12 protein-coding genes are annotated in these 23841 nt (G+C 73.1%); 3 read left to right on the forward strand and 9 right to left on the reverse strand.

The genetic code is table 11. The features are described from left to right. The first annotated feature begins 112 nt into the window (after positions 1-112). Positions 113-883 carry an SDR family NAD(P)-dependent oxidoreductase gene (locus ACFO60_RS33575; protein WP_380848841.1) on the forward strand — a complete coding sequence of 257 codons (771 nt, stop codon included), beginning with the start codon at positions 113-115 and terminating at the stop codon, positions 881-883. 343 nt (positions 884-1226) lie between these two features. Here ACFO60_RS33575 and ACFO60_RS33580 read toward each other — a convergent pair whose 3' ends face one another. From ACFO60_RS33580 to ACFO60_RS33600, 5 genes are all read right to left on the reverse strand, one after another. Beyond that, entirely contained in the window at positions 1227-12320 is an 11094-nt protein-coding gene (locus ACFO60_RS33580) for a type I polyketide synthase (protein WP_380848844.1), read from the reverse strand. Positions 12321-12484: 164 nt separating this feature from the next. Then, on the reverse strand, positions 12485-13864 hold the full coding sequence (locus ACFO60_RS33585; RefSeq protein ID WP_380848847.1) for a methylaspartate mutase: 1380 nt from the start codon (positions 13862-13864) through the stop codon (positions 12485-12487). Then, entirely contained in the window at positions 13861-14355 is a 495-nt protein-coding gene (locus tag ACFO60_RS33590) for a cobalamin B12-binding domain-containing protein (protein WP_380848850.1), read from the reverse strand. The genes ACFO60_RS33585 and ACFO60_RS33590 overlap by 4 nt, the downstream gene beginning before the upstream one ends. 35 nt (positions 14356-14390) lie before the next feature. Continuing rightward, positions 14391-15611 carry a type III PLP-dependent enzyme domain-containing protein gene (locus tag ACFO60_RS33595; RefSeq protein WP_380848853.1) on the reverse strand — a complete coding sequence of 407 codons (1221 nt, stop codon included), beginning with the start codon at positions 15609-15611 and terminating at the stop codon, positions 14391-14393. After that, positions 15608-17140: an AMP-binding protein gene (locus ACFO60_RS33600; RefSeq protein ID WP_380848856.1), complete on the reverse strand. Its 1533-nt coding sequence runs from the start codon at positions 17138-17140 to the stop codon at positions 15608-15610. The genes ACFO60_RS33595 and ACFO60_RS33600 overlap by 4 nt, the downstream gene beginning before the upstream one ends. A gap of 279 nt (positions 17141-17419) precedes the next feature. Between ACFO60_RS33600 and ACFO60_RS33605 the strand changes: the two genes are divergently transcribed. Further along, positions 17420-18106, forward strand: a complete 687-nt coding sequence (locus tag ACFO60_RS33605) for a TetR/AcrR family transcriptional regulator (protein WP_380848859.1) — start codon at positions 17420-17422, stop codon at positions 18104-18106. A gap of 70 nt (positions 18107-18176) precedes the next feature. On the opposite strand, the gene ACFO60_RS33610 is transcribed toward ACFO60_RS33605, so the two are convergent. After that, entirely contained in the window at positions 18177-19730 is a 1554-nt protein-coding gene (locus ACFO60_RS33610; protein ID WP_380848862.1) for an AMP-binding protein, read from the reverse strand. 102 nt (positions 19731-19832) lie between these two features. On the opposite strand from ACFO60_RS33610, the gene ACFO60_RS33615 reads away from it, so the two are divergent. After that, entirely contained in the window at positions 19833-20081 is a 249-nt protein-coding gene (locus ACFO60_RS33615; protein ID WP_380848865.1) for a phosphopantetheine-binding protein, read from the forward strand. A 38-nt stretch (positions 20082-20119) separates the two neighbouring features. Here the strand turns inward: ACFO60_RS33615 and ACFO60_RS33620 are convergent, their stop codons facing one another. From ACFO60_RS33620 to ACFO60_RS33630, 3 genes are all read right to left on the reverse strand, one after another. Continuing rightward, positions 20120-21064 (reverse strand): ACP S-malonyltransferase, encoded by a 945-nt coding sequence (locus ACFO60_RS33620; protein ID WP_380848868.1) that lies wholly within the window; start codon positions 21062-21064, stop codon positions 20120-20122. A gap of 55 nt (positions 21065-21119) precedes the next feature. After that, positions 21120-22034, reverse strand: coding sequence for a proline iminopeptidase-family hydrolase (locus tag ACFO60_RS33625; protein WP_380848871.1), 915 nt, complete (start codon positions 22032-22034; stop codon positions 21120-21122). 49 nt (positions 22035-22083) lie between these two features. Then, positions 22084-23841, reverse strand: a 1758-nt coding sequence (locus tag ACFO60_RS33630; protein WP_380848874.1) for a KR domain-containing protein, incomplete at its 5' end; no start/stop codon positions are given.

Genomic DNA, 23841 nt, shown 5'->3' on the forward strand with positions numbered 1-23841 from the left:
CCGAAACAGCCGGCTTCTTAGGGGAGCCGTACGGGTTGTCCGGGGTAGGCCGCACTGCCAGATTCCCAACAGAGAGCTATTCATCGCCGTTTTCACAGATATGGAGATTCCGATGAGCGGCCTGAGCGGCAAGACCGCATTGGTGACGGGTGCGTCACGGGGAATCGGCCGGGCGATCGCGCAACGCCTGGCCGCGGACGGCGCGCTGGTGGCCGTGCATTACGCACGGCAGGACGACGCCGCCAAGGAAACGGTGACCGAGATCGAGCAGGCCGGCGGGCAGGCGTTCCCGCTCCGCGCCGAACTCGGTGTCGAGGGGGATCTGGACTCGCTGTTCGCCGGGCTCGCCGAGGGCTTCGGAGACCGGCCGCTGGACATCCTGGTGAACAACGCCGGCATCGCCACCGTGACGGCCGGCTCGATCGACCAGATCACCCCCGAGAGCTTCGACCGCATCTTCGCGGTGAACGTGCGGGCGCCGCTGTTCCTCATCCAGCGGGCGCTGCCGCTGATGTCGGACGGCGGGCGGATCGTGTCCATCTCATCCGCGTCCACCCGGATCGCCAACCCCGACCTCGCCTACTCGATGACCAAGGGCGCGATCGACGTGCTCGGCAGATTGCTGGCCCATGCGGTCGGATCGCGAAGCATCACGGTCAACACCGTCGCGGCCGGCATCATCGACACCGACCTCACCGCCTGGCTGCGCCACATGCCCGACGTGGCGGCCGCCCTGTCGTCGATGACCGCACTCGGCCGGATCGGGCAGCCCTCCGAGATCGCGGACGCCGTCGCGTTCCTCGTCTCCGACGACGCCCGCTTCGTCACCGGCCACGTGCTGGACGCCACCGGCGGCTTCTTCCTCGGCCCCCCGGTCGGCTGACACCCCCCGCCCTCTCCCGCCCCTGGCGGGCCGAGGCGACATGACCGGCGGGACCCACAAGCGAACAGGCGGCACCACGGACAAGGGCAGATCCCGTACACGGGGTCTGCCCCTTCTTCGTGTGCGGCCGGCCCCGTCTCGTCGGCTCTCATCGCGCCCTGAGGCCGCTCCCCCGCCGACCGCGGCACCCAGGCCAGCACTACGAACACCAGGCACGCACGCGGGCACTCAGCCGCGCGAGCACACGGCACGCGCTCGAGAAATGCGGCCATGTCAGGACATGCGTATGCCCGGGAGGGCGTCGGCTCTCCCGGGCAGAGCGGTCACGGCGCCCGTGCGGGCGTCAAGCCAGGCTGTCGAGGATGCTGAACAGCTCGTCCGCGCTGGCCCCGCTCAGGTCATCGACCGCGGCCGGAGGGACGTCCGCGGCCTCGACGCCGAACAGTTCCTCGTTCAGATAGCCGGCCAGGATGGACGTCGAGGGGTAGTCGAAGACCAGCATCGGCGGCAGGCGGCGCCCCGTGGCCTGCGCGAGCCGGTTGCGCAGTTCGACCGCGCTGAGCGAGTCGAACCCGATGTCGAGGAACCCCCGGTCGGTGTCGATCTCGTCCGGGCGGTCGTGCCCGAGGACGGCGGCGGCGTGGGCGCGCACCAGGTCCAGCAGGGTCCGCTCGCGCTCCCGGGTCCCCAGTCCGGCCAGCCGCTCGGTCAACTGTGACGCGTCCGTTCCCTCGGCTTCCGCACGGACCGTCCGGCGGGCCGCAGGTGCCATGCCGCGCAGCAGCGCGGGGAGCTGGTCCGTCCGGGCGCGCAGGGCGGCCGTGTCGACGTGCAGGGGAACGAGACTGGCCTGGCCGCTTCGGAGCGCGGCGTCGAACAGCGCCAACGCCTCTTCGACCGGCAGCGGCGGCAGCCCCTGACGCCGCATCCGCTCCAGGTCGGCCTCGTCCAGCGACTGCACCAGCTCCGTCGTGGTCGCCCACATCCCGTAGGCCAGCGCGGTGGCCGGCAGTCCTTGCGAGTGCCGTAGCTGCGCCAGCCCGTCCAGGAACAGGTTCGCGGCCGCGTAGTTGCCCTGTCCGGCGGCCAGCACCAGGCCACCGGCCGAGGAGAACAACACGAACGCCGACAACCCCATATCCCGGGTCAACTCATGCAGATGCCACGCCCCATCAGCCTTGGGACCCAACACCCCCGCCACCCGCTCAGCCGTCAACGACCCCACCAAACCGTTGTCGGCCACCCCCGCCGCATGCACCACACCCACCAGCGGATACCCCGGATCGATCCCCGCCAGCACCCCCGCCACCGCACCCCGATCACCCACATCACACGCCACCACACCCACATCAGCACCCAGACCCGACAACTCCGCCACCAACCCCGCAGCACCCGGCGCCGCCAACCCTCGGCGACTGGTCAACACCAACCGCCGCACCCCATGCGCCACCACCAAATGCCGCGCCACCAACCCCCCAAGACCACCCGTCCCCCCCGTCACCAACACCGTCCCCTCCGAACCCCACGGCGAAGAACCCCAGGAAGAGGAGGGGGACGGGGAGAGGGGGGAGGGAGAAAGGGAGACAGCCTGCCCGGACGAGCTGACCTGCTCAGACGAAGTGCCCTGCCCGGACGCGGCCTGGTCGGACGCGGCGGCCTGGTCGAAGGAGGGGGTCTGGTCGGACGCGGCGGCCTGGTCGGAGGAAGAAACCTGCTCGGACGAGGAGGCCTTCACCAGGCAGGGCACCAGCACACGGCCATCACGCACCGCCAACTCCGGCTCACCCACCCCCACCACCCGGCCCAACTCCACCGACCCATCCCAATCCACCAACCCGAACCGACCCGGATTCTCCGCCTCCGCCGCACGCACCAACCCCCACACCGGAACCTGCACCACATCCACCAGGTCACCCACCCCAGCGACCACACCACCCCGCGTCACCACCACCAACCGCGAACCCGCGAACCGCTCACCCGCCAACCACTCCCGCACCACCACCAACACCCGATCCAGCACCGACCGCACCGCGGTCGGGGTGTCGCCGTCGGCGGGTTCCACGGTGTAGAACACCGTGTCGGACGGGGTGGCGGTGGCGGCCTCGGCCAGGGGGACGAGGGTGCGTGAGTCGTCGGCCGCCTGGGCCGGCTGCCAGTCGAGCCGGTACAGCGCGCCGGCGGACCCGCCCGCGGCGCTCAGGAGTTGTTCGGGCGACGCGGGCCGGGCGACGACGGAGTCCACCGTCGCCACGGTCCGGCCGTCCTCGTCGGCCACGGTGATCGCGGAGACCTCCTCGCCGCGGACGCGGCGGACCCGGACCCGCAGGGTGGCCGCGCCCGTGGCGTACAGGGAGACGCCGTTCCAGGAAAAGGGCAGGAGGGTGGGGCCGGAGCTGTGCCCGTGGTCGTCGAGCAGGTCGGCGTGCATCGCGGCGTCGAGCAGTGCCGGGTGCAGGCCGAACCGGGCGGCGGAGGGCCATTCGTCCTCCGGCAGGGCCACCTCGGCGAAGGTGTCGTCGCCGCGCCGCCAGGCCGCGCGCAGCCCCTGGAACACCGGGCCGTAGCCGTATCCGCGGTCGACGAGGCGCTCGTACACGCCTTCCACGTCGAGGGCGGTCGCGCCCGGCGGCGGCCACTCGGCGAGGCCGGACGACGGGACGGCGCCGAACCCGGCGACGTCAGCGGCGGTGGCGACACCGGCACCAAGACCAGCGGCGGCGGCACCGGCGGTGGCGGCGCTGGTGCCGTCGGCAGTACCGGCCGCAGCCGCGGTGGCACCGACACCGGCGCCAAGGCCGGAGGGGGTGCCGGTGGCGGCACTCGGATCGGCGGGGGTGGCGGTGGGGATGGAGGCCGCATCGTGGGTGGGGGGCGCCTCCGGTGTCAGCCTTCCTGCCGCGTGGCGGATCCACGGCGATCCCGGACCGTCGCCGCGGGAGTGGACGCTCACGAGGCGGTCGCCCGCCTCGCCGGGCGCGCCGACCTCGACGCGTAACGCGACCCCGCCGTGTTCGGGGAGGACGAGCGGCGCTTCGAGGGTGAGCTCGTCGATCCTGGGGCAGCCGACGTGGTCGCCGGCCCGGATCGCCAGCTCGACGAAGCCGGTGCCGGGGAGCAGGATGCCGCCGTGCACGCGGTGGTCGGCGAGCCAGGGCTGGGTGTCCGCCGACAGCCGTCCGCTGAGCACGGCCGATCCCGAGTCGGGGGCGAGCGCCGCGGCGCTCAGCAGGGGATGCCCCACCGCGTCGAGGCCGGCCGATTCCAGGTCGCCGCCGGGGACGGCGTCGAGCCAGTACCGCTTGTGCTGGAAGGCGTACGTCGGCAGGTCGACCGGGGCGGCGCCGTGCCCGGCGAAGAACGCCCGCCAGTCGACGCGCACCCCCCGGGCGTGCGCCCGGCCCACTCCGGTGATGAGTTCGCGGGCTTCGGCGCGGTCACGCCGGAGCAGCGGGACGCAGGCGGTCTCGGCGGCGCCGTCGACGCATTCGCCCGCCAGCGCGGACAGCACGGCGTCCGGGCCGATCTCGACGAAGGTGCCGACGCCCCGGGACGCGAGGAAGCGCACGGTGTCGGCGAAGCGCACCGCCTGGCGGGCGTGCCCCGCCCAGTATCCGGCGGACATGTCCTCGACCGGCTCGCCGGTCACGCCGGACACGACGGGGATCGCGGGCGGCCGGTACGTCAGGGTCTCGGCGATGGCGCGGAACTCGGCGAGCATGGGGTCCATCAGCGGAGAGTGGAAGGCGTGCGAGACGCGCAGCCTGCTGGTCTTGCGGCCGTCGGCCCGCAGCCGGTCCTCGATCGCGGCGACCGCTTCGACGGGCCCGGAGATGACGACGGCACGCGGGCCGTTGACCGCGGCGATGCCGGCCTGGCCGGTGAGCATCGGCGCCACCTCCTCCTCGGTGGCCTGGACGGCGGTCATGGCTCCCCCTGCCGGGAGTGCCTGCATCAGCCGGCCTCGCGCGGCGACCAGCCGCGCGGCGTCCGGGAGCGACAGGACCCCGGCGACGTGCGCGGCCGACAGCTCGCCGATGGAGTGCCCGGCGAGGAAGTCGGGGCGCATGCCGAGGGATTCGACGAGCCGGAAGGTCGCCACCTCGACGGCGAACAGGGCGGCCTGCGCGTACGCCGTCCGGTTCAGCGCCTCCGCGTCGGCGCCCCAGAGCACTTCCCGCAGCGGAGTGTCGAGGTGCCGGTCCAGTTCCTCGACCGCGGCGTCGAACGCCTCGGCGAACGCGGGGAACGCGGCGTGCAGCTCGCGGCCCATGCCGGGCCGCTGGGCCCCCTGGCCGGTGAAGAGGAAGGCGAGTTTGCCGGAGCGCGCGGAGTCCACGACCGATCCGGCGCCGCCGGCGACCGCTTCCAGTCCTCGGGCGAGTTCCGCGCGGCCGGCGCCGACGACGACGGCGCGGTGCGGGAGGGCGGCGCGGCCGGTGGCGAGCACCCTGCCGGCGGCGGCGAGCTCGTCGTCGCCGAGCGTGTCGAGCCGGACCCGCAGCCTCTCCGCCTGCGCGCGCAGCGCCTCGGGGGACTTGCCGCTCAGCACCCACGGGACGAGCGCGGGGTCGCCGGCAGCGGGGTCGCCGGCGAGCGCGAGGTCGCCGGCCGGGAGGTCGCCGCCGGACGCGGGACGCTGGGCCTGCGGCGCCTCCTCGATGATGACGTGCGCGTTGGTCCCGCTGATGCCGAAGGAGGAGACGCCGGCGCGGCGGGGGTGGCCGTTCGCCGGCCAGGGGACCGGCGCGGTGAGCAGTTCGACCCGGCCCGAGGACCAGTCGACCTGGTGGGACGGCTCGTCGGCGTGCAGCGTCTTCGGCAGCAGGTCGTGGCGCATGGCCTGCACCATCTTGATGACCCCTGCCACGCCGGCGGCGGCCTGCGTGTGCCCCATGTTGGACTTGACCGAGCCCAGCCGCAGCGGGGTCGTCCGGTCCTGGCCGTAGGTGGCGAGCAGTGCCTGCGCCTCGATGGGGTCGCCGAGCGTGGTGCCGGTGCCGTGCCCTTCGACGGCGTCGACCTCGGCGCCGGTCAGCCCGGCGCCGGCCAGCGCCCGCTGGATCACCCGCTGCTGGGAGGGGCCGTTGGGGGCGGTGAGCCCGTTGGAGGCGCCGTCGGAGTTGACCGCCGACCCCCGCACGACCGCGAGCACGTGGTGGCCGTTGCGGCGCGCGTCCGACAGGCGTTCGAGCACGAGCACTCCGACGCCCTCGCCCCATCCGGTGCCGTCGGCGCCGGCGCCGAAGGACTTGCACCGGCCGTCGGGGGCGAGGCCGCCCTGGCGGGTCATGTCCACGAAGGTGTCGGGGGTGGACATGACGGTGACGCCTCCGGCGAGCGCCAGCGAGCACTCGCCCCGGCGCAGGGCCTGGATGGCCCAGTGCATGGCGACCAGCGACGACGAGCAGGCGGTGTCGACCGTGACGGCGGGTCCTTCCAGCCCGAGCGCGTAGGCGACCCGGCCGGAGACGACGCTGGCCAGGCTGCCGTTGCCGTGGTAGCCGGCCAGCTCCTCGGGGAGCGGGCCGAGCCGCAGGCCCCAGTCGTGGTACATCACTCCGGCGAACACGCCGGTGTCGCTGCCCCGCATCCGGTCGGGGTCGATCCCGGCCCGTTCGAACGCCTCCCAGGAGGTCTCCAGCAGCAGCCGCTGCTGCGGGTCCATGGCCTGGGCCTCGCGGGGGCTGATGCCGAAGAAGGCGGCGTCGAAGGCGGCGGCGTCGTAGAGGAAGCCGCCCTCGCGGGAGGAGCTCCTGCCGGGCCTGCCCGACTCGGGGTCGTACAGGTCGTGGGGCCATCCGCGGTCGGTGGGGAACGGCGCGATGACGTCCCTTCCTTCCGACACCACCCGCCACAGGTCCTCGGGGGAGGCGACGTCTCCGGGGTAGCGGCAGGCCATGCCGACGATCGCGATGGGTTCGTCGGTGACATCGGCGGACGCGGCGGGCGCGGCGGGTGTCGCCGCGGCGGCGCCCGCGAGGAGGGTGGCGACGTGCGCCGCCAGCGTGGCGGGGGTCGGGTAGTCGAAGATGAGCGTCGCGGTCAGGCGCAGGCCGGTGGCCGCGTTGAGCCGGTTGCGCAGCTCGACCGCGGCCAGCGAGTCGAATCCGATCTCGTTGAAGGCCCGGTCGGGGCTGATGTCGTCGGTCGTCTGGTGCCCGAGGACGTCTGAGGTCTGCGCCCGCACCAGGTCGAGCAGCAGGTCGTGCCGGTCGTGCTCGCCGAGGCCGGCGAGCCGCCGCGTGAGCTCCTCCCCCGGCGAGAGGGGGCCGCCGGCCCGGGCGCCGGGGCGGCGGGCGGCGCCGCGGGCGAGGCCGCGCAGGATCGGCGGCAGGTCGTCGCCGCGCGCGCCGAGGGCGTGGCGGTCGAACCGCACGGGCACCACGGACGGGTGGTCCTGGGCGAGGGCCAGGTCGAACAGTTCGAGGTTCTCCTCCGGCGACAGCGGCCGCATGCCGGCGCGCTCGAGGCGGTGCAGGGCCGCGCCGTCCAGGTACCGGTCCATGCCGCCGGCGCCGGCCCAAAGGCCCCAGGCCAGGGAGGTGGCGGGCAGCCCGGCCGCGCGGCGGTCGGCGGCGAGCGCGTCGAGGAAGGCGTTGGCCGCGGCGTAGTTGCCCTGCCCGGCGCCGTCGAGGATGGCGGCGGTCGAGGAGAACAGCACGAACGCGGTCAGGCCGAGGTCCTGGGTGAGCCGGTGCAGGTGCCACGCGGCGTCGGCCTTGGGCCGCATGACCGCGTCCAGGCGTTCGGGGGTGAGCGAGGCGACCAGTCCGTCGTCCAGCACGCCTGCGGCGTGCACGACGGCGGTGAGGGGGTGCTCGTCCGGGATGCCGGCCAGCAGGGCCGCGAGCGCGTCGCGGTTCGCCACGTCGCAGGCGGCGACGGTGACCTCGGCGCCGAGGCCGGCCAGCTCGTCCCGCAGGGCGGCGGCGCCGGGGGCGTCCGCGCCGCGCCTGCCGGCCAGCAGGAGGCGGCGTGCTCCCCGCGCGGTGACCAGGTGGCGGGCCACGAGCGCGCCGACGCCGCCCGTGCCGCCGGTGATCAGGACCGTGCCCGCGTCCCAGGCCGGGGCGGCCGGCTCCTCGGCGGCGGGCGGCACGGCGAGCCGGGGGACGCGCAGTTCGCCGTCGCGCACCGCGATCTCGGGTTCGCCGGAGGCCGCCGCGGCGAGCACCGGCGCGTCGTCCGCGTCGGCGTCCACCAGGACGATCCGGCCGGGGTGCTCGGCCTGGGCGGCCCGGACGAGGCCCCACACGGGCGCCTGGGTCAGGTCGGCCCGCTCGGCGGGGCTCACGGCCACGGCGCGGCGCGTCACCACGACGAGCCGGGAGGTCTGCGGGTGGTCCTCATCGAGCCACGACCGCAGGGCGGCCAGCGCGCCGCCCGTCACGGCGCGCGCCCCGGCGAGGACGTCGATCCCGGGCACGGGCTCGCAGCGGTACACCGTGACGTCGCCGGGGTCCGCGTCCCGGGGGGCGGGGACGGGCGTCCAGCCGACGTGGTACAGGGGGCGGCCGGCCGCGGCGCGGGCGGCGCCGAGCTGCCCCTCCGAGGCCGCGCGCAGCAGGAACGAGTTCACCGACGCGACCGGTTCGCCGTGTCCGCCGGCGAGGGTGAGCGTGACCTGGCCGGGGCCGGTGGCGACGATGCGGGCGCGCAGCGACGCGGCGCCGGTGGCGTGCAGCGAGACGCCGGTCCAGGAGAACGGCAGGCGGATGCCGCCGTCGGCTGCGTCCGGCAGCGCGAAGTCGGTGGCGTGCAGGACGGCGTCGAGCAGCGCGGGGTGCAGGCCGAACGCCGCGGCGTCCGCCCTGATCTCCTCGGGCGTCTCCACCTCGGCGAAGATCTCCTCGCCGCGCCGCCATACGGCGCGCAGTCCCTGGAAGGCGGGCCCGTAGGCGTAGCCCTGCCGGGCCATGTCCTGGTACAGGCCGGAGATGTCGACCGGGTGCGCGCCGGGCGGCGGCCACGCCGCTAGGGCGTCCGGTTCGGCGGAGGGCTGTCCCCCGGCGGCGAGGACGCCGGTGGCGTGGCGGACCCACGCGGCCCCCATCTGGTCGTCCTCGACCCGCGAGTACAGCTCGACGGTGCGGCGGCCGGAGTCGTCGGGCGAGGCGACGACCACCTGCAGGGCGACGCCCGCGTCGCCGGGCAGCACCAGCGGCGCCTGCAGGGTCAGCTCCTCGACCACGTCGCAGCCGACCTGGTCGCCGGCCCGCATGGCGAGTTCGAGCAGGGCGGTGCCCGGAAGCATCGTGGCGCCCGAGATGACGTGGTCGGCGAGCCACGGGTGCGTCCGCGGCGAGACGCGCCCGGTCAGCACGACCTCCTGCGAACCGGCCACCCCGACGACGGCGCCGAGCAGGGGGTGCTCGGCGACGACCTGGCCGAGCCCGGACGCGTCGGCGCCCTGCTCGGCCCGGCCGAGCCAGAACCGGCGCCGCTGGAACGGGTAGGTCGGCAGCTCCACCTGCCCGGCGTGGTGCTCCCTGTAGAAGGCGGTCCAGTCGACCGGCGCCGAACGGGCGTGCGCCAGGGCGACCGCCGACACCGTTTCGCGTTCCTCGTCGCGGTCGCGGCGCAGGAGCGGGACGAACGCCGTGGCCTCCGGCTCGGGCACGCAGTCGGGTCCCATCGCCGACAGCACGGCGTCCGGCCCGAGCTCCAGGAACGTGCGCACGCCCTGGCCGGCCAGCCAACGCACACTGTCGGCGAAGCGGACGGTCCGCTCGACGTGCGCGACCCAGTAGTCCGGCGAGCACAGCTCGCCGGACCCGGCCGGGCGGCCGGTGACGGTGGAGACGATGGGCAGCTTCGGCGGCGAGAAGGTGAGAATCCGGGCGACGCGCCGGAACTCGTCGAGCATCGGTTCCATCAGCGGGGAGTGGAAGGCGTGGCTCACCCGCAGCCGTCGCGTCTTGCGGCCGTCGGCCGCGAACATGGCCGCGATCTCGGTGACCTGTCCCTCGGGTCCCGACAGCACCAGCGATCGGGGGCCGTTGATCGCCGCGATGCCGACGCCGCCGAGGGCGAGCCGCGTGACCTCGTCCTCGGTGGCCTGCACCGCGACCATCGCCCCGCCGGGGGGCAGCTCCTGCATCAGCCTGCCCCGCGCGGCGACCAGCGTCGCGGCGTCCTCCATGGACAGCACGCCGGCCACGTGCGCCGCCGCGATCTCGCCGATGGAGTGCCCGGCGAGGAAGTCGGGCCGCACGCCCCAGGACTCCAGCAGCCGGAACAGCGCGACCTCGACGGCGAACAGGGAGGTCTGCGCGTACATGGTCTGGTCGAGGAGTCCGGCGTCGGCGGAGCCGGGCTCGGCGAACAGCACGTCCGCGAGCGGCCGGTCGAGCTGCAGGTCGAGGTAGCCGACGGCCTCGTCCAGCGCCTTGGCGAAGGCGGGGAAGGTGCGGTGCAGCTCTCGGCCCATGCCCGGGCGCTGGCTGCCCTGCCCGGTGAACAGGAACGCGAGCCTGCCGCCGTGCGGGTCGCCGCGGACCACTCCGCGCGCGGTCGCGCCGTCCCGGATGGCGCGCAGGCCCTCCACCAGTTCGTCGTGGCCGGCCGCGATGACGGCGGCGCGGTGTCCGAGCGCGGCGCGGGTCGTCGCCAGCGAGAAGCCGAGATCCGCGAGGACCGGCTCGCCGGCGGCCTCGACGTGCGTCAGCAGCCGGTCCGCCTGCGCGCGCAGGGCCGTCTCGTTCTTGCCCGAGAGCGGTACGGGCACCACGCGCGCCGGCGAGGTCCCCTGCGGGCCGGCGGGCTCGATGTCGTCGTCGCCGGCCTCTTCGATGATGACGTGGGCGTTGGTGCCGCTGATGCCGAACGCCGACACCCCGGCCCGCCGCGGGCGGTCGTCCTGCGGCCACGGGACGGGCTCGGTGAGCAGCTCGACCTGGCCGGCCGACCAGTCGACGTTGGGCGAGGGCGCGTCGACGTGCAGCGTCTTCGGCAGGACGCCGTGCCGCATCGCCATGATCATCTTGATCACGCTGGCGACGCCGCCCGCCGCCTGGGTGTGGCCGAGGTTCGACTTCACCGACCCGAGCAGCAGCGGCCGGCCCTCCGGCCGTCCTTGGCCGTAGGTGGCGATGATCGCCTGGGCCTCGATGGGGTCGCCGAGGGTGGTGCCGGTGCCGTGCGCGTCGACGGCGTCCACCTCCGCCGCGGTCAGCCCGGCGTCGGCGAGCGCCTGGCGGATGAGCCGCCGCTGCGACCCGCCGCTCGGGGCGGTGAGGCCGTTGCTCGCGCCGTCCTGGTTGACCGCCGTCCCCCGGACGACGGCCAGCACGGTGTGCCCGCTCCGCCGCGCGTCCGACAGCCGCTCGACGACGAGCAGGCCGATGCCCTCGGAGAAGCCCGTGCCGTCCGCCGCGGCGGCGAACGCCTTGACCCGCCCGTCGGGGGCGAGGCCGCGCTGCCGGCTGAACGCCGTGAACATGCCCGGGCTGCCCATCACCGCGACGCCGCCGACCAGCGCGAGAGAGCACTCGCCGCGGCGCAGCGACTGGGCGGCCAGGTGCAGGGAGACGATCGAACCCGAGCAGGCCGTGTCGACGGTGACGGCCGGCCCCTCCAGCCCGAGCACGTAGGCGACCCGCCCGGAGGCGACGCTGGGCGCGTTGCCGGTCATCAGGTACGCGTCGAGCCCTTCGGGCGCCTCGTGCACGCGGACGCCGTACTCGTGCACCTCGGCGCCGATGAACACGCCGGTCCGGGTGCCGCGCAGCGAACTCGGGTCGATCCCGGTGCGCTCGAGCGCCTCCCACGCGGTCTCCAGCATGAGCCGCTGCTGCGGGTCCATGGCCAGCGCCTCGCGGGGGCTGATGCCGAAGAAGTCGGCGTCGAACATGGTGGCGTCGGCGAGGAACCCGCCCTTGTCCACGTAGCTCTTGCCCGGCGTGTCGGGGTCGGGGTCGAACATCGTCGCAAGGTCCCAGCCCCGGTCGGCGGGGAAGTCGCCGAGAACCGAGCGGCCCTCGGCGACCAGCCGCCACAGGTCCTCCGCGGAGGAGATCCCGCCGGGGAAGCGGCAGCCGATGCCGACGATCGCGATGGGGTCGTCGTCGTCCCGGCGCGCGGGCGGCTGCGGCGCCGCCGTCTCGGCCGTCCCGCCGAGCAGCTCGGCCCGCAGGTGCGCGGCGAGCAGCTCGGGGGTGGGGTGGTCGAAGGCGACGGTGGGCGGCAGCGCCAGGCCCGTGGCCGCGTTCAGCCGGGCGTGCAGGTCGACCAGGCCGAGGGAGTCCAGCCCGAGCTCACGGAAGGCCAGCCGTGGGTCCACCGCGGCGGCCTCGCCCGGCCTGACCCGCCGCAGCACCGCCATGGTGTGCTCACAGACCACTTCGAGCATCAGGTGGGCCTGCTCGGGCGGCAGGCACGCCTGCAGTCCGCGGACCAGCCGCTCCGCGTCGGAACCCATGCTTGCGATATCAGTCATTTGCGCGCTCCAGGCGTCCAACATCCGTGTGTCCGCGGGCAGGACCACCCACCGCCCGGCCACCGCAACATATGAGAGGGAAATCCGTCCGACACACCCCCTGCCCTCCCCTATCCGACCACTGAGAAGGCGGTGTGAGCCCCCTGCGGCGGACGGCCCGGGCCCTATCCCTCCAAGCTGTCCGGGACCGTGGGGACGGGCGCGATGCGGCGGGGATGGCCGCGTTCCGAGTCGTACAGGCGCCGCACGTAGGAGAGGTCGGAGAGCAGGCCCGAGGAGGTCACCCGGTGCGGGCGACCGCGTTCGACCAGGTGACCGAGCGGCAGCGCCCCCGGATCGGCCCAGCGCAGCCGGCCCTGGTCGTCGATGTAGCTGCGGGTGCGGCCCGCGTTGTCCGGGTGCAGGCAGTAGGGGATGTCGAGGTACCCGCGCTCGAACGCGCGCAGCAGGGCCGGCCCGATGTCGGGGGCGAGGTTTAGCACGGCGTGCACGAGCGCGGACGCCTCGCGGTAGGTCTGCGAGTCGACCGCCGGATCCGCGCCGCCGCCGTGCGCGGTGGCGTCCGCCACGACCCCTGCGTACTCCAGCGCGGCGACGTTCTCCGCGATGGTGGGGATCCTGCGGGACTCGGCGACGGTCTTCACGATGAGCCGCCGCGCCCCGGCGGACACGGCGAGCTCGGCCGCCTGCCCCAGCAGCCGGTAGGCGCCCTCGCCGGTGGCCGGGTACACCCCCATGTAGGCGTACACGACGACGTGCCAGTTCTCCACCGGCAGCAGCTCGGCGCACAGCCGGCGCAGCGCCAGGACGGCCTCCTTGTCCTGCTCGGCGTTGGTCTGCTGGGCGTAGCTCACCGAGATGCTGCGCAGGCCGTACCGGCAGAAGAACAGGGCCTCCAGCACGCTGATCGCGACCAGCTCGCTGGGCGGGCACAGCTGCCCCATCATGCAGCCGCCGAACGTCTCAAGATGGGGTTCGACGCCGTGTTCGCGCAGCTCGGCGAAGCGGGCGCAGCACTCCGCCCAGTTGCGCACCGAGTCGGCCAGCGGCGTGCGCCCGTAAGGCAGGCAGTACGACACCGGGCCGCCTTCGGTGGCGTTGACGCGGAGCCTGAGGAGCGCGGCGAAGATGTCCCGCGGCACGGCCGAGCCGTGCCGCACCTGCACGGGGAACCCGTCGCTCTGTATCCCCGCGAGCATCCGGCGGGTGACGGCGGGGTCGTGGGTGACGATCGGATACCCGTTGAGGTCGATGCCCTCGGCGAGCGCGGCGTCCACCGCGTCCAGGTCGCCGACCCGCGTGTAGCTGTCCAGGGTGATCGTTCCCACCGTGGTGGCGTTCGCCCGCATGGTCGCGGCGAGCCCCGCCCGCATCAGCTCCGGCGAGCCGAAGCCCATCCGCGGCTGCACGACCAGGGACCCGGCGCCTCGGACGAATTCGCCGAAGTCCACCGGCCGCGCCACCGCGACCTGGTGCGCCCGGGCGTCGGGCCACGCCTCGCGCCGCGGCCCGGTGCGCGCGTCGTCCGGCGGCCCGGCGTTCATGCCGGCGTCTCGACGTTCTCGACCATCGGACGGCGGGCGGCGCGGACCGAGGCCACGAAGTCGCGGAAGCCGGCGATGCCGTTGCCGCCGTCGTCGAAGACGGCGTCGAAGCCGGCGGCCACCAGCCGCTCGACGTTGCGCGCGCTCTGCTCGCCCGAGACGCCGAGCTTGCCGCCGATCACCACCGGGGTGGCGACGAGCCGCTCGCACGCCCGCAGCTTGCCGACGACCCGCAGGCCGTCCTGGTAGCCGTGGCCGTTGACGCTGCTGATCACGACCATGGCCGGGTCCTGGACGCGGCACGCCTCGACCAGGACCTCGTCCGGCACGCACGGGCCGAGGTTCACGACGTCGTAGCCGAGCTCCTCGATCAGCAGTTGCAGGTAGACCAGGTTCCACGTGTGCGAGTCGGAGGCGACGCCGCTGAGCAGCACGACCGGCGCGCGGCCCGCGGCGACGGCCGTCCGGCCGTCTCGAAGCTGGGTCTCCACGAATCCCTCCTGTCCCCCGCCGGTTTCCGACCGGCTCAGAGGCTGTACGAGCGACGGGGTTCGATGCGGGAGGCCGACACGATCTGGTCGCCTCGGACGATCACCTCGACGGGCGCCGGCCTGCCGAGGAACATCAGCAGGCTGGCCGTGACGCCGTAGGCGCCGGCGTTGGGGATCGTGACCAGGTCTCCGGGGGCCAGCTCGGGCAGCTCGATCTCTCTGCCGAGGATGTCGCCCGGTGTGCAAAGAGGACCGACCAGGCTGGCGGACTCCACCGCCGACCCATCCGACGGCCGCACCGCGACCGGGAGCAGCCTGCCGAGCCCCGACATCCCGCCGAGGGTGTTGATGCCCGCGTCCAGGATGACGAACTTGCGGCCCCGGCTCACCTTCACGTTGGTGACGCCGGCGACCAGGGTGCCGCTCGCGCCCACCAGGTACCGTCCCGACTCGCAGGCCAGCCAGGGCCGTCCGGTGCGCCAGTGCGGCAGGTGCACGTCCAGCGCGGCCTCCAGCTCGCCGCGCAGCTTGGGGTAGCGCCCGCGCTCGCCCGGCACCGCGTACGGCACCGTGAACCCGCCGCCGATGTCCAGCACCCGCAGGGGAAGGTCGAGGTCCCTGGCCAGCGCGGCGGCCAGCTCGATGGTGTGCTGGAACTCGCCGATCAGGCTCGACTCGTCCTTGGCGTTGCTCAGGGGGAAGAAGTGCATGCCCGCGACGCGCACGCCCTCCACGGCGCGCACCTCCGGCAGCACGTCCGCCAGCGTCTCGCTGTCGAAGCCGAACTGCGAGGGGGTGCCGGTCATCCTGATGCTCGTGGTGGCGCTGGCCGAGGCGCTATTGATCCTCAGCAGGCAGTCGGCGACGACGCCCTGCGCGCGCGCCGCCTCGCCGACGTGCCGCACGTCGGTGACCGAGTCGGTGGAGAACATGCGCACCCCGAGCCCGATCGCCTCGCGCAGCTCGGTGGCGGTCTTGCCCGGCCCGGTGTAGAGGCAGTCCCCGGCCCGGAACCCGGCGGCCAGCGCGGCGCCGAGCTCGCCGGTCGAGCTGATCTCCGCGCGGCACGCCCGGCCGCCGCCGTCGCGCGTGGCGCGGGCCACCTCGGGGTGGGGGTTGGCCTTGAGCGCGTAGAACAGCTCGAACTCCTCGGGGAGGGCGTCGAACAGCTCGCGCCTGGCCGCCTCGATCTCGTCCAGGTCGTAGATGTACAGCGGGGTCCCGAACCGCGCGGCCAGCTCCGCGTGGCGGCTCACCGGGCGCTCCCGCCGAGCATCGCGACGAGCGCCTCGCGCGCGTTCTTGCCGTGCAGGGTCAGCGGGAGGTCGGGCACGACCTTGCACATCGCCGGCACCTTGGCCGGTTCCAGCCGCTGCGCCAGCTCCTTCAGCACGACGTGCGGCGCCATCTCGCTCTCGACGAAGATGACCAGGTCACGGCCCTCCGCGGGGGGCAGGACGGCGGCGGTGCGCACTCCGGGCACGTCCATGGCGGCCGCCTCGATCTCGATGGTGCTCATCCTGATGCCTTTGCGTTTGAACATGTCGTCGCGGCGGCCCTCGAAGTAGAGGTAGCCGTCCTCGTCGAGGCTTCCGTAGTCGCCGGTGTGCAGGCGCGGCTCGCCGGTGGCGGCGTCGCGGCGGAAGGTGCGCGCGGTCAGCTCCGGCGCGCGCCAGTAGCCGGGCATGACGTGCGGCCCGGCGACCACGATCTCGCCCACCTCCCCGGCGGGCACCGGCCGGCCGTCGGGGTCGAGGATCAGCACGGTGGTGCCGGGCAGCGGGCGGCCGACCGAGGCCGGACGCTCCTCGTCCTGCTCGGGCGGCATGATCGAGATGCGCTTGCACTCGGTCTGGCCGAACTGGCGGACGATGCGCACGCCGGGGAACGCCGCGCGCAGCGCGGCGATCGTGGAGGCCGGCAGCGCCGCGCCGGTGTTGGTGAACATGCGCACCGGCGGCGGGGTGCCCTGCTCGCGCAGCGCGAGCGTGACGATCATCGAGGCCAGCGAGGGGACGATCGGCACGATGGTGGCGCAGGTCCGCTTCATCCGCTCCATCAGCATCAGGTCGGTCTCCTCGCCGGCCAGCACCAGCTCGGAGCGTCCGAGGCAGGACAGCAGCACCTTGTACAGGCCGTAGTCCCAGGACAGCGGGAACCGGCAGAAGACGACGTCGTCGGGCCGGTACCCCAGCACGGCGTTGATGGCGCGCGACGCGAAGGTGACCTGGGCGTGCGGGCACACCACCGCCTTCGGCGCCGCGGTGCTGCCGGAGGTGTAGATGAGGGCGGCGACGTCCTCCGGCCGCACGGCCGGGACCGCGCCGGCGGCGGGGGCGTCGCGCTCGGCGAGCGCCTCGATCTCCGGCCACATCCGCCGCAGGTCGTGGACCGGGACGGAGGCGATCCGCGAGAGCCGCTCGGCGGCGGGCCCGGTCGAGACGATCAAGGCGGGCTCGGCGTTGCCGAGCACGGACGATAGGTGGAAGTCCTTCATCGCCGGGTTGAGCGGCACGAAGATCGCGCCGCTGCGGGAGGCGCCGTAGAACATGGCGACCAGTTCCCGCACGCTCGGCAGGAGCACCACCACCCTGTCGCCGTGGCCGACCCCTCGCAGGGCCAGCCATTCGGCGAACGCGCGACTCAGCCCGGCCAGCCGCGAATAGCTGTAGTCACCGGCCGAATCACTGACGGCGCGGGCGTCCGGCGCGTTCGCCTCGGCGTCGTCCAGCAATGTGTGGACGAATTCTTCGCGGCCGGTCGCAGATTTCCCTGGAATTTCCAACGCTGCTCCCCGTGCCGGATTGACAATGCGAGTCTCGGATCGACGGCGCGCGATTCTCCGGCACGAATCCCATGCCATCCGATGGCGAGAAGGCTAACCATGGACATACGTCTGTCACACCCCTACTCGGGAAATGAGCACCCCCCTATCGGATTCGGCCGGCCAAGGCGTGCGGCGCGCCCGGGGAAGGGGGAGAGCACCCGGGCGGCCCCGGGGCGACACGCCGGGTTGCGCACGTTCACCTATATGTATAAGACAAATGTTTGTATAATGAGAGCCATGGGACACCGTGAAGACTTGCTTGCCGGGGCCAAGCGCTGCCTGATGCAGCATGGGTACGCCCGCACGACCGCGCGAGACATCGTGACCGCGTCCGGGACCAACCTGGCCTCGATCGGATACCACTACGGGTCGAAGGCCGCGCTGATGAACGCGGCGGTCATCGACGCACTCTTCGAGTCCAGCGAGGAGCTGGGCCGTAGCCTGTCCGCCGAGACCGACCCGTCGGCCGATCCGCTCGAGCGGTTCGAGGCGATGTGGACGCGCATCATCACCCAGTTCACCAGCCACCGGCCGCTGTTCCAGGCGAGCTTCGAGATCTTCGTGCAGGCCGACCACGAGCCGGGCCTGCGCGAGGTGCTGGCCGAAGCCCTCCAGCAGGGGCGCGCCGGCATGGAGAAGACCTTCCAGGAGCTGTCGGACTTCGTACCCGACCCCGAGGCGCGGCAGGCCGTGGGCTCGTTCTACCAGGCGCTGGTCACGGGCGTGATGGCGCAGTGGCTCGTCGACCCCGAGCGCGCGCCGACGGGCCACCAGCTCGCCCTCGCCGTTCAGACCATGTCCACCTGGCTGGACAGCATCGGCGCGAACGGGCGGCCGACAGGCGAGAACCAGGCGGGCGAGAACCAGGCGGGCGGCGACGGGCACGAGTCCTCCGCCAACGGCGAGGTTCCCGCCGCGCAGTAGTCACCGCCTGGCCAGGTGACTTTGGGGGGTTCACCTGGCCGGTCGCCCGCACGGGTTCATCGGGCCGGGTTCACCTGGCCGGGAGTCCGGCGGCCACGTCCGCCAGCCGCAGCCTGTCGATCTTCCGGTTGCTGTTCAGCGGGAACTCCTCGAGGTGCCGATAGTGCTTCGGCACCATGCCCTGGGGCAGGATCCGCCGCAGCCTGCCGGCCAGCTCACCCGGGCGCGCCGCGGTCCCGGTGTAGAAGACGACGAGCTCCAGCCCCCCGTCCACCGGCTTGGTGACGGTGACGGCGTCGACGACCCCCTCGCAGGCGCGCACGGCGTGCTCGACCTCGGCGAGCTCGACGCGCCAGCCCTGCACCTGCACCTGGGAGTCCCGCCGTCCGAGGTAGATCAGCTCGCCGTTGCCGAGCGTCCTGACCCGGTCTCCGGTCCGGTACCACAGCCGCCCATCGTGGCGCAGGAACCGCTGCTCGTCATCGCGGGGATCCAGGTACCCCCTGGTCATCTGCGGGCCGGTGATGCACAGCTCTCCCTCGCCGTCGCGGATCTCGCCGTCCTCGCCGAGCAGCAGGTGCTCGTGTCCCTCGTGCACCGCGCCGATCGGGACCAGGCCGTTCACGCACAGGCCCGGCGAAACGTCCGGCCACCAGCGGTGCCTGGTGACCGTCACCGTGAGCTCCGTCGGCCCGTACAGGTTCTCCACCGCCGAGCCCGGCGCCGCGGCCTGCCAGTCGGCGGCGTCCGCCTCCCGCAGCGCCTCCCCGGCGAAGAAGCTCCAGCGCAGCGCCGGCATCGCGCCGGGCGTCAGGCCGCCCATGCGGCGCAGCAGGGCGATGCTGCTGGGAGTGGAGAACCACACCGTCACCCCACGCTCGGCCAGGAACGCCGGAATGTCCCGGTAGGCCTGCGCGGGGATGGGGTGGACGCTCGCCCCCGCCCCCCAGGCGCTGAAGAGGTCGAACATCGCGCAGTCGAAGTTCAGGTCGAAGGTCTGCGTGAAGACGTCCTGCGGGCCGAAGTCGTACCTCTTGTCCAGCAGCTGGAAGTAGTGCCGGGTGTTGCCGTGCGTGATCGGCACCCCCTTGGGGCGGCCGGTCGAACCGGACGTGAACAGCATGTACGCGGTGTCGGACGAGGCCACCGGCCGGGGCTCGGCCAGCGGCTCCACGCCGTCGAGCGGGATGCGGCGCAGCCCCGCGCCGCCCACGCCGTCCAGCCCGGGAGCCAGCACCGGTATGTCCAGCCCGTCGGCGAGCATCTCGGACAGCACGCCGAGTCCCCCGGCGTCGGCCAGCACGGCCGTCGCCGACGACATCTCCAGCATCCGGCGGGTGCGCTCCGCCGGGAAGTCCGGATGCAGCGGCACGACGGCGGCGCCGGTGTACAGGACCGCGAGGATCCCCGCGTACGCCTCGACGCCCTTGCCCGCCAGCACGCCGATCGCGCGGGGCGGCTCGGCGGCGCCGGCCAGCAGCGCACCCGCCCACCTCAGCGCGAGCCGGTGGAGCTCCGCGTAGCGGATCTCCTCGGCGCCCACCCGGAGGGCGACCCCGTCCGCCCCCATATCGAGGCCGCGGAGAAATCGCGAGTACAGCGCTTCCCCTGACGTCCTGTTCATCTTCTCCGCCTCTTGGAAACAGGGGTGTGCGGAGGTTGATTTCTGCTCGACCATGCGATTACCTCATTGACAAGAAGAGTTCGAGACCATTCGGGAGTATTCATGTGGGACCAACAGTTCGATCATCTGCTCCGCAGGCATCTGCCTTTTCTCGACCCACAGGAGGAACTGAACGCGGACAGCAGTCTGCGCGACCTCGGATTGGATTCGATGGGCACGGTTGAATTACTCGCCTCGCTGGAGAACCTTTACGACGTGCGATTCGTGGACGACATGTTGAACATGGAATCCTTCGCCACGCCGGCGGTGCTGTGGCGGACGCTCTCCTCGGTGGCCCAGCCTGCGGTCTGACGGTGCGCGAGCCGCCGGAACCTCCGGCGGCTCGCTCTTCAGACGGCCACCCGCCGCCTCGGCCGCAGCGCCGTCCTCGGCGTGATCGCGACCACCTCGAAGTTCTCGGTCGTGCAGGCGACCCGTCCGAAAAGCGCGTCCGGGCCTGAGACGTACAGCTTCCCGACGCCGAGCCGCATCAGTTCGGCCACCACCGCCGGCCACCGCACCGGTTCGACGAACCCGTCCAGGAGCATCTCGCGCACCCCCGCACCGGAGGTGACCAGCCGCGCGTCCTGGTCGGCGACGATGGGGACCACCGGGTCGGCGAAGTCGACGCCGTCGAGGATCTCCCGCGCCACCCGGTCCCGCAGCGGCCGGAAGGCGCTCGAGTGCATCGGCGGCCGCATCGTGTACAGCGGCAACCCCCCTAGCGCGCGCAGGCGCTCCTGCAGCCAGTCGAGCATGCCCTCGCGCAGGGAGACCATGTGGAAGTCGTGGTCGACGTAGCAAGAGATGTCGTACCACTCGCCGCGCTCGTCCAGGTCGGCGAGGATCCCCGCCAGCCGGTCCCCGCCGGTGCGCGCGAACGAGTGCGTCACCACGTCACGGTGCTCGAGCGTGAAGTAGTCCTCCAGCACCCGCGCCCACCGCGCCGTCATGGACACCGCCGACCGGAACGGCAGCGCTCCCGAATAGACGGCCGCGGCCTTGCCGCCGAAGCTCGGGCCGACGCAGTACGCCGGGCCGACGCCGAGTTCGCTCTCCCCCCACTGGGCCAGGGCAAGGCAGTTCACCAGGAACGCGACCTGCGCGTACTCGGTGTAGTCGCCCTCGGCCTCCTCGAACCGGTCGACGAGCGAGTAGCCGAGCACCTCGTCCGCCTCGGCCACCAACCGCCGGGCGAACGGATTGATCAGCATGAACCGGGCGACGTCCTCGAAACGGGACGGCCCCATCCCGGGGAAGACGATCGCGGTCCCCGGTCGAAGGTCATCGTGCATCAGCCTGTTTCCCTTCACGTGTGGTCACACGGGTGAAATCCGGCGATCCGCCGGCTCAGCCCCGCAGGGTCTCCGGGACGCGCACCAGGTAGTCCCGCATGACCTCGAGGAACAGTTCGGGTTCCTCGAGGTGGGGAAGATGGCTCGACTCCTCGAAGATCTCCCAGCGCACGTCCGGGATCAGGTCGTGGAACGGCCGCACGGTCACCGGCGTCGCCTCGTCGTACCGGCCCGACAGAACCAGCGTCGGCACCGCGATGTCCGCGCAGCAGTCCTCCACGGACCAGTCGCGGAGCGTCCCGATCACGTGGAACTCGCTCGGCCCGTTCATCGTGTAGTAGACGGTGGGATCGTTGTAGATCTCGTAGAAGGAGGCCATGTAGTCACGCGGCCACGGCTTCAGCCGGCACACGTGCTTCTCGTAGAACCAGCGCATGGCCTCGTGGTACTCGTCGGTGCCGGTCGTGCCCGCCGCCTCGTGCCGCAGCAGCGTCTCGTTCACCTCGGGCGGGAGATCGGCGCGCAGCACCTTCATCTCCCGCAGCCACAGCGGGTAGGACGCCGGGGCGTTCGCGATCACCAGCCCGCGCAGCCCCGGCGGACGCGACGCCGCGTGCTTGGCCACGAGCATGCCGCCCCACGACTGGCCGAACAGCAGGTAGTTGTCGGCGATGTCCAGCCTCTGCAGCAGATTGTCCAGCTCGTCCAGGAACAGGTCGACCGTCCAGAAGTCGGCCCCGCGTCCCGGCAGGTGGCTGGAGCCGCCGTTGCCGATCTGGTCGTAGTGCACGACCGGCTGGCCGTCCCGCGCGAGCTCGGTCAGACCGAGCAGGTAGTCATGCGTGCTGCCCGGGCCTCCGTGCACCACCACCAGCGGCGGCCGCCCGGAGCGCAGATCTCCCGTGACGCGGTACCAGGTCCGATACTCCCGGAACGGCACCGTTCCTTTGGCACTGGGTGCCAGGGTCATACGACCACCCCATTCGATTGGTTCGAGCACGTGGCAACGTGGCACCGGGTCAGGACAGGTGTCCCAGCCATTCCTCGACGACCCGGGCGGTCTCCGCGGCGTCCTCCTCGACCATGGTGAAGTGGTTCGCCTCCACCGCCCGGAGCGTGTGCGACGGCCGCAGCGGCGTCGCGCGCCAGGTGTCCCCGCCGTCCGGCGAGTCGTAGAACGACTTCGCGCACTGGACGAACAGGACGGGCGCGTCGACCTCTCCGAGGAGAAGCTCGGGGACCACGTCCACCCAGCGCCCCATCGCGGACAGCCGAGCGCTGTCGAACCCGCCCAGCGCCGATTCCTTCTCGAAGAGGCCCAGGGCCAGTTCGTTGAGCGGTATCCCCGCGCCGCCGCGGCCGTGCACGTCGAACGTGTCGAGCATGACCACCCCGGCCGGCCGGACGCCGAGCTTCGCTTCGAGATGACCCGCGGTCGAGTACGCGAGGGTGCCGCCGGAGGAGTAGCCCAGCAGCACGAACGGCTCTCCCTCCGCGGCCTCCAGCACACTGCGGGCGACGACGTCCACGGCCGCCTCGGCGGAGGCGGGGAGGCCCTCACCCGCGGCGAACCCCGACAGCGGGACCGCCGACACGTGGCGCACGCCGCGGAAGCCCGCGACGAGACGGGCATGCTGGTGCACGCCGCCGGTCGCCATCGGCGTGCTCAGGCAGATCAGCCGTGGCCGGCCCGGCCCGTCCGCCAGCCGCACCGCCGTGGGAACGCGCTCCAGATCGGTCGCGGACTCGTACCGCGGTCGCAGGTTGGCCACCGCGCGCAGCAGGTCGAATCCCTGCTCCGCCTTCCCGGAGTGGACCGCGTCGCGGAACATCTCGCTCAGCATGTCCGCCGGCCCGGCCGGCGCCTCGTCGAGCCGCCGCCCGGAGTCCTGCCCCCCGGCCAGCTCGGCGCGCAGCCAGCGGGCCAGTTCGGCCGGGTTCCTGTTGTCGAAGACCGCCATCGGCGGCAGCCGCAGGCCGGTCGCCTCGCTCAGGTTGTTGCGCAGCTCCATCGAGGTCAGCGAGTCGAACCCCGACTCGAGGAAGTCCCGCTCGGGATCGACGGCGTCCGGGCCGGCGTATCCGAGCAGGGCCGCCGCGAACGTCCGTACGAGGTCCCGCAGCAGCGCCTCCTGTCCCGCCTCGTCCAGCCCGTGCAGCCTCCGCCGGAACGACTGCGCGTCCGAAGCCCCGCCAACGGCGGCACGCCGGCGGGCCGCGGGTGCCAGGCCGCGCAGCAGCGCGGGGAGCTGGTCGGTCCGGGCGCGCAGGGCGGCGGTGTCGATGTGCAGGGGGACCAGGCTGGCCTGGCCGGAGGCGACTCCCGCGTCGAACAGTGCCAGTCCTTCGTCCACGGTCAGTGGCGGCAGGCCTTGGCGGCGCATCCGCTCCAGGTCGGCATCGGCCAGCCACTGGCCCATCCCCACCTCGCCACCCCACAGACCGTAGGCCAGCGCGGTGGCCGGCAACCCCTGCGCATGCCGCAGCTGCGCCAGCCCGTCCAAGAACAGGTTCGCCGCCGCGTAACTCCCCTGCCCGGCGGCCAGCACCAGACCACCGGCCGAGGAGAACAACACGAACGCCGACAACCCCATATCCCGGGTCAACTCATGCAGATGCCACGCCCCATCAGCCTTAGGACCCAACACCCCCGCCACCCGCTCAGCCGTCAACGACCCCACCAAACCGTTATCGGCCACCCCCGCCGCATGCACCACACCCACCAGCGGATACCCCGGATCGATCCCCGCCAGCACCCCCGCCACCGCACCCCGATC

It is taken from the genome of Sphaerisporangium dianthi (assembly GCF_042654065.1).
In the GTDB taxonomy this organism is placed as follows: Bacteria; Actinomycetota; Actinomycetes; order Streptosporangiales; family Streptosporangiaceae; genus Sphaerisporangium; species Sphaerisporangium dianthi.

Bases quoted from the DNA above. Each gene is read 5' to 3' on its own strand.
- ACFO60_RS33585 (WP_380848847.1), bottom strand. From the start codon at position 13,864: ATGAACGCCGGGCCGCCGGACGACGCGCGCACCGGGCCGCGGCGCGAG.
- ACFO60_RS33605 (WP_380848859.1), top strand. From the start codon at position 17,420: ATGGGACACCGTGAAGACTTGCTTGCCGGGGCCAAGCGCTGCCTGATG.
- ACFO60_RS33580 (WP_380848844.1), bottom strand. From the start codon at position 12,320: ATGACTGATATCGCAAGCATGGGTTCCGACGCGGAGCGGCTGGTCCGC.
- ACFO60_RS33615 (WP_380848865.1), top strand. From the start codon at position 19,833: ATGTGGGACCAACAGTTCGATCATCTGCTCCGCAGGCATCTGCCTTTT.
- ACFO60_RS33625 (WP_380848871.1), bottom strand. From the start codon at position 22,034: ATGACCCTGGCACCCAGTGCCAAAGGAACGGTGCCGTTCCGGGAGTAT.
- ACFO60_RS33610 (WP_380848862.1), bottom strand. From the start codon at position 19,730: ATGAACAGGACGTCAGGGGAAGCGCTGTACTCGCGATTTCTCCGCGGC.
- ACFO60_RS33575 (WP_380848841.1), top strand. From the start codon at position 113: ATGAGCGGCCTGAGCGGCAAGACCGCATTGGTGACGGGTGCGTCACGG.
- ACFO60_RS33620 (WP_380848868.1), bottom strand. From the start codon at position 21,064: ATGCACGATGACCTTCGACCGGGGACCGCGATCGTCTTCCCCGGGATG.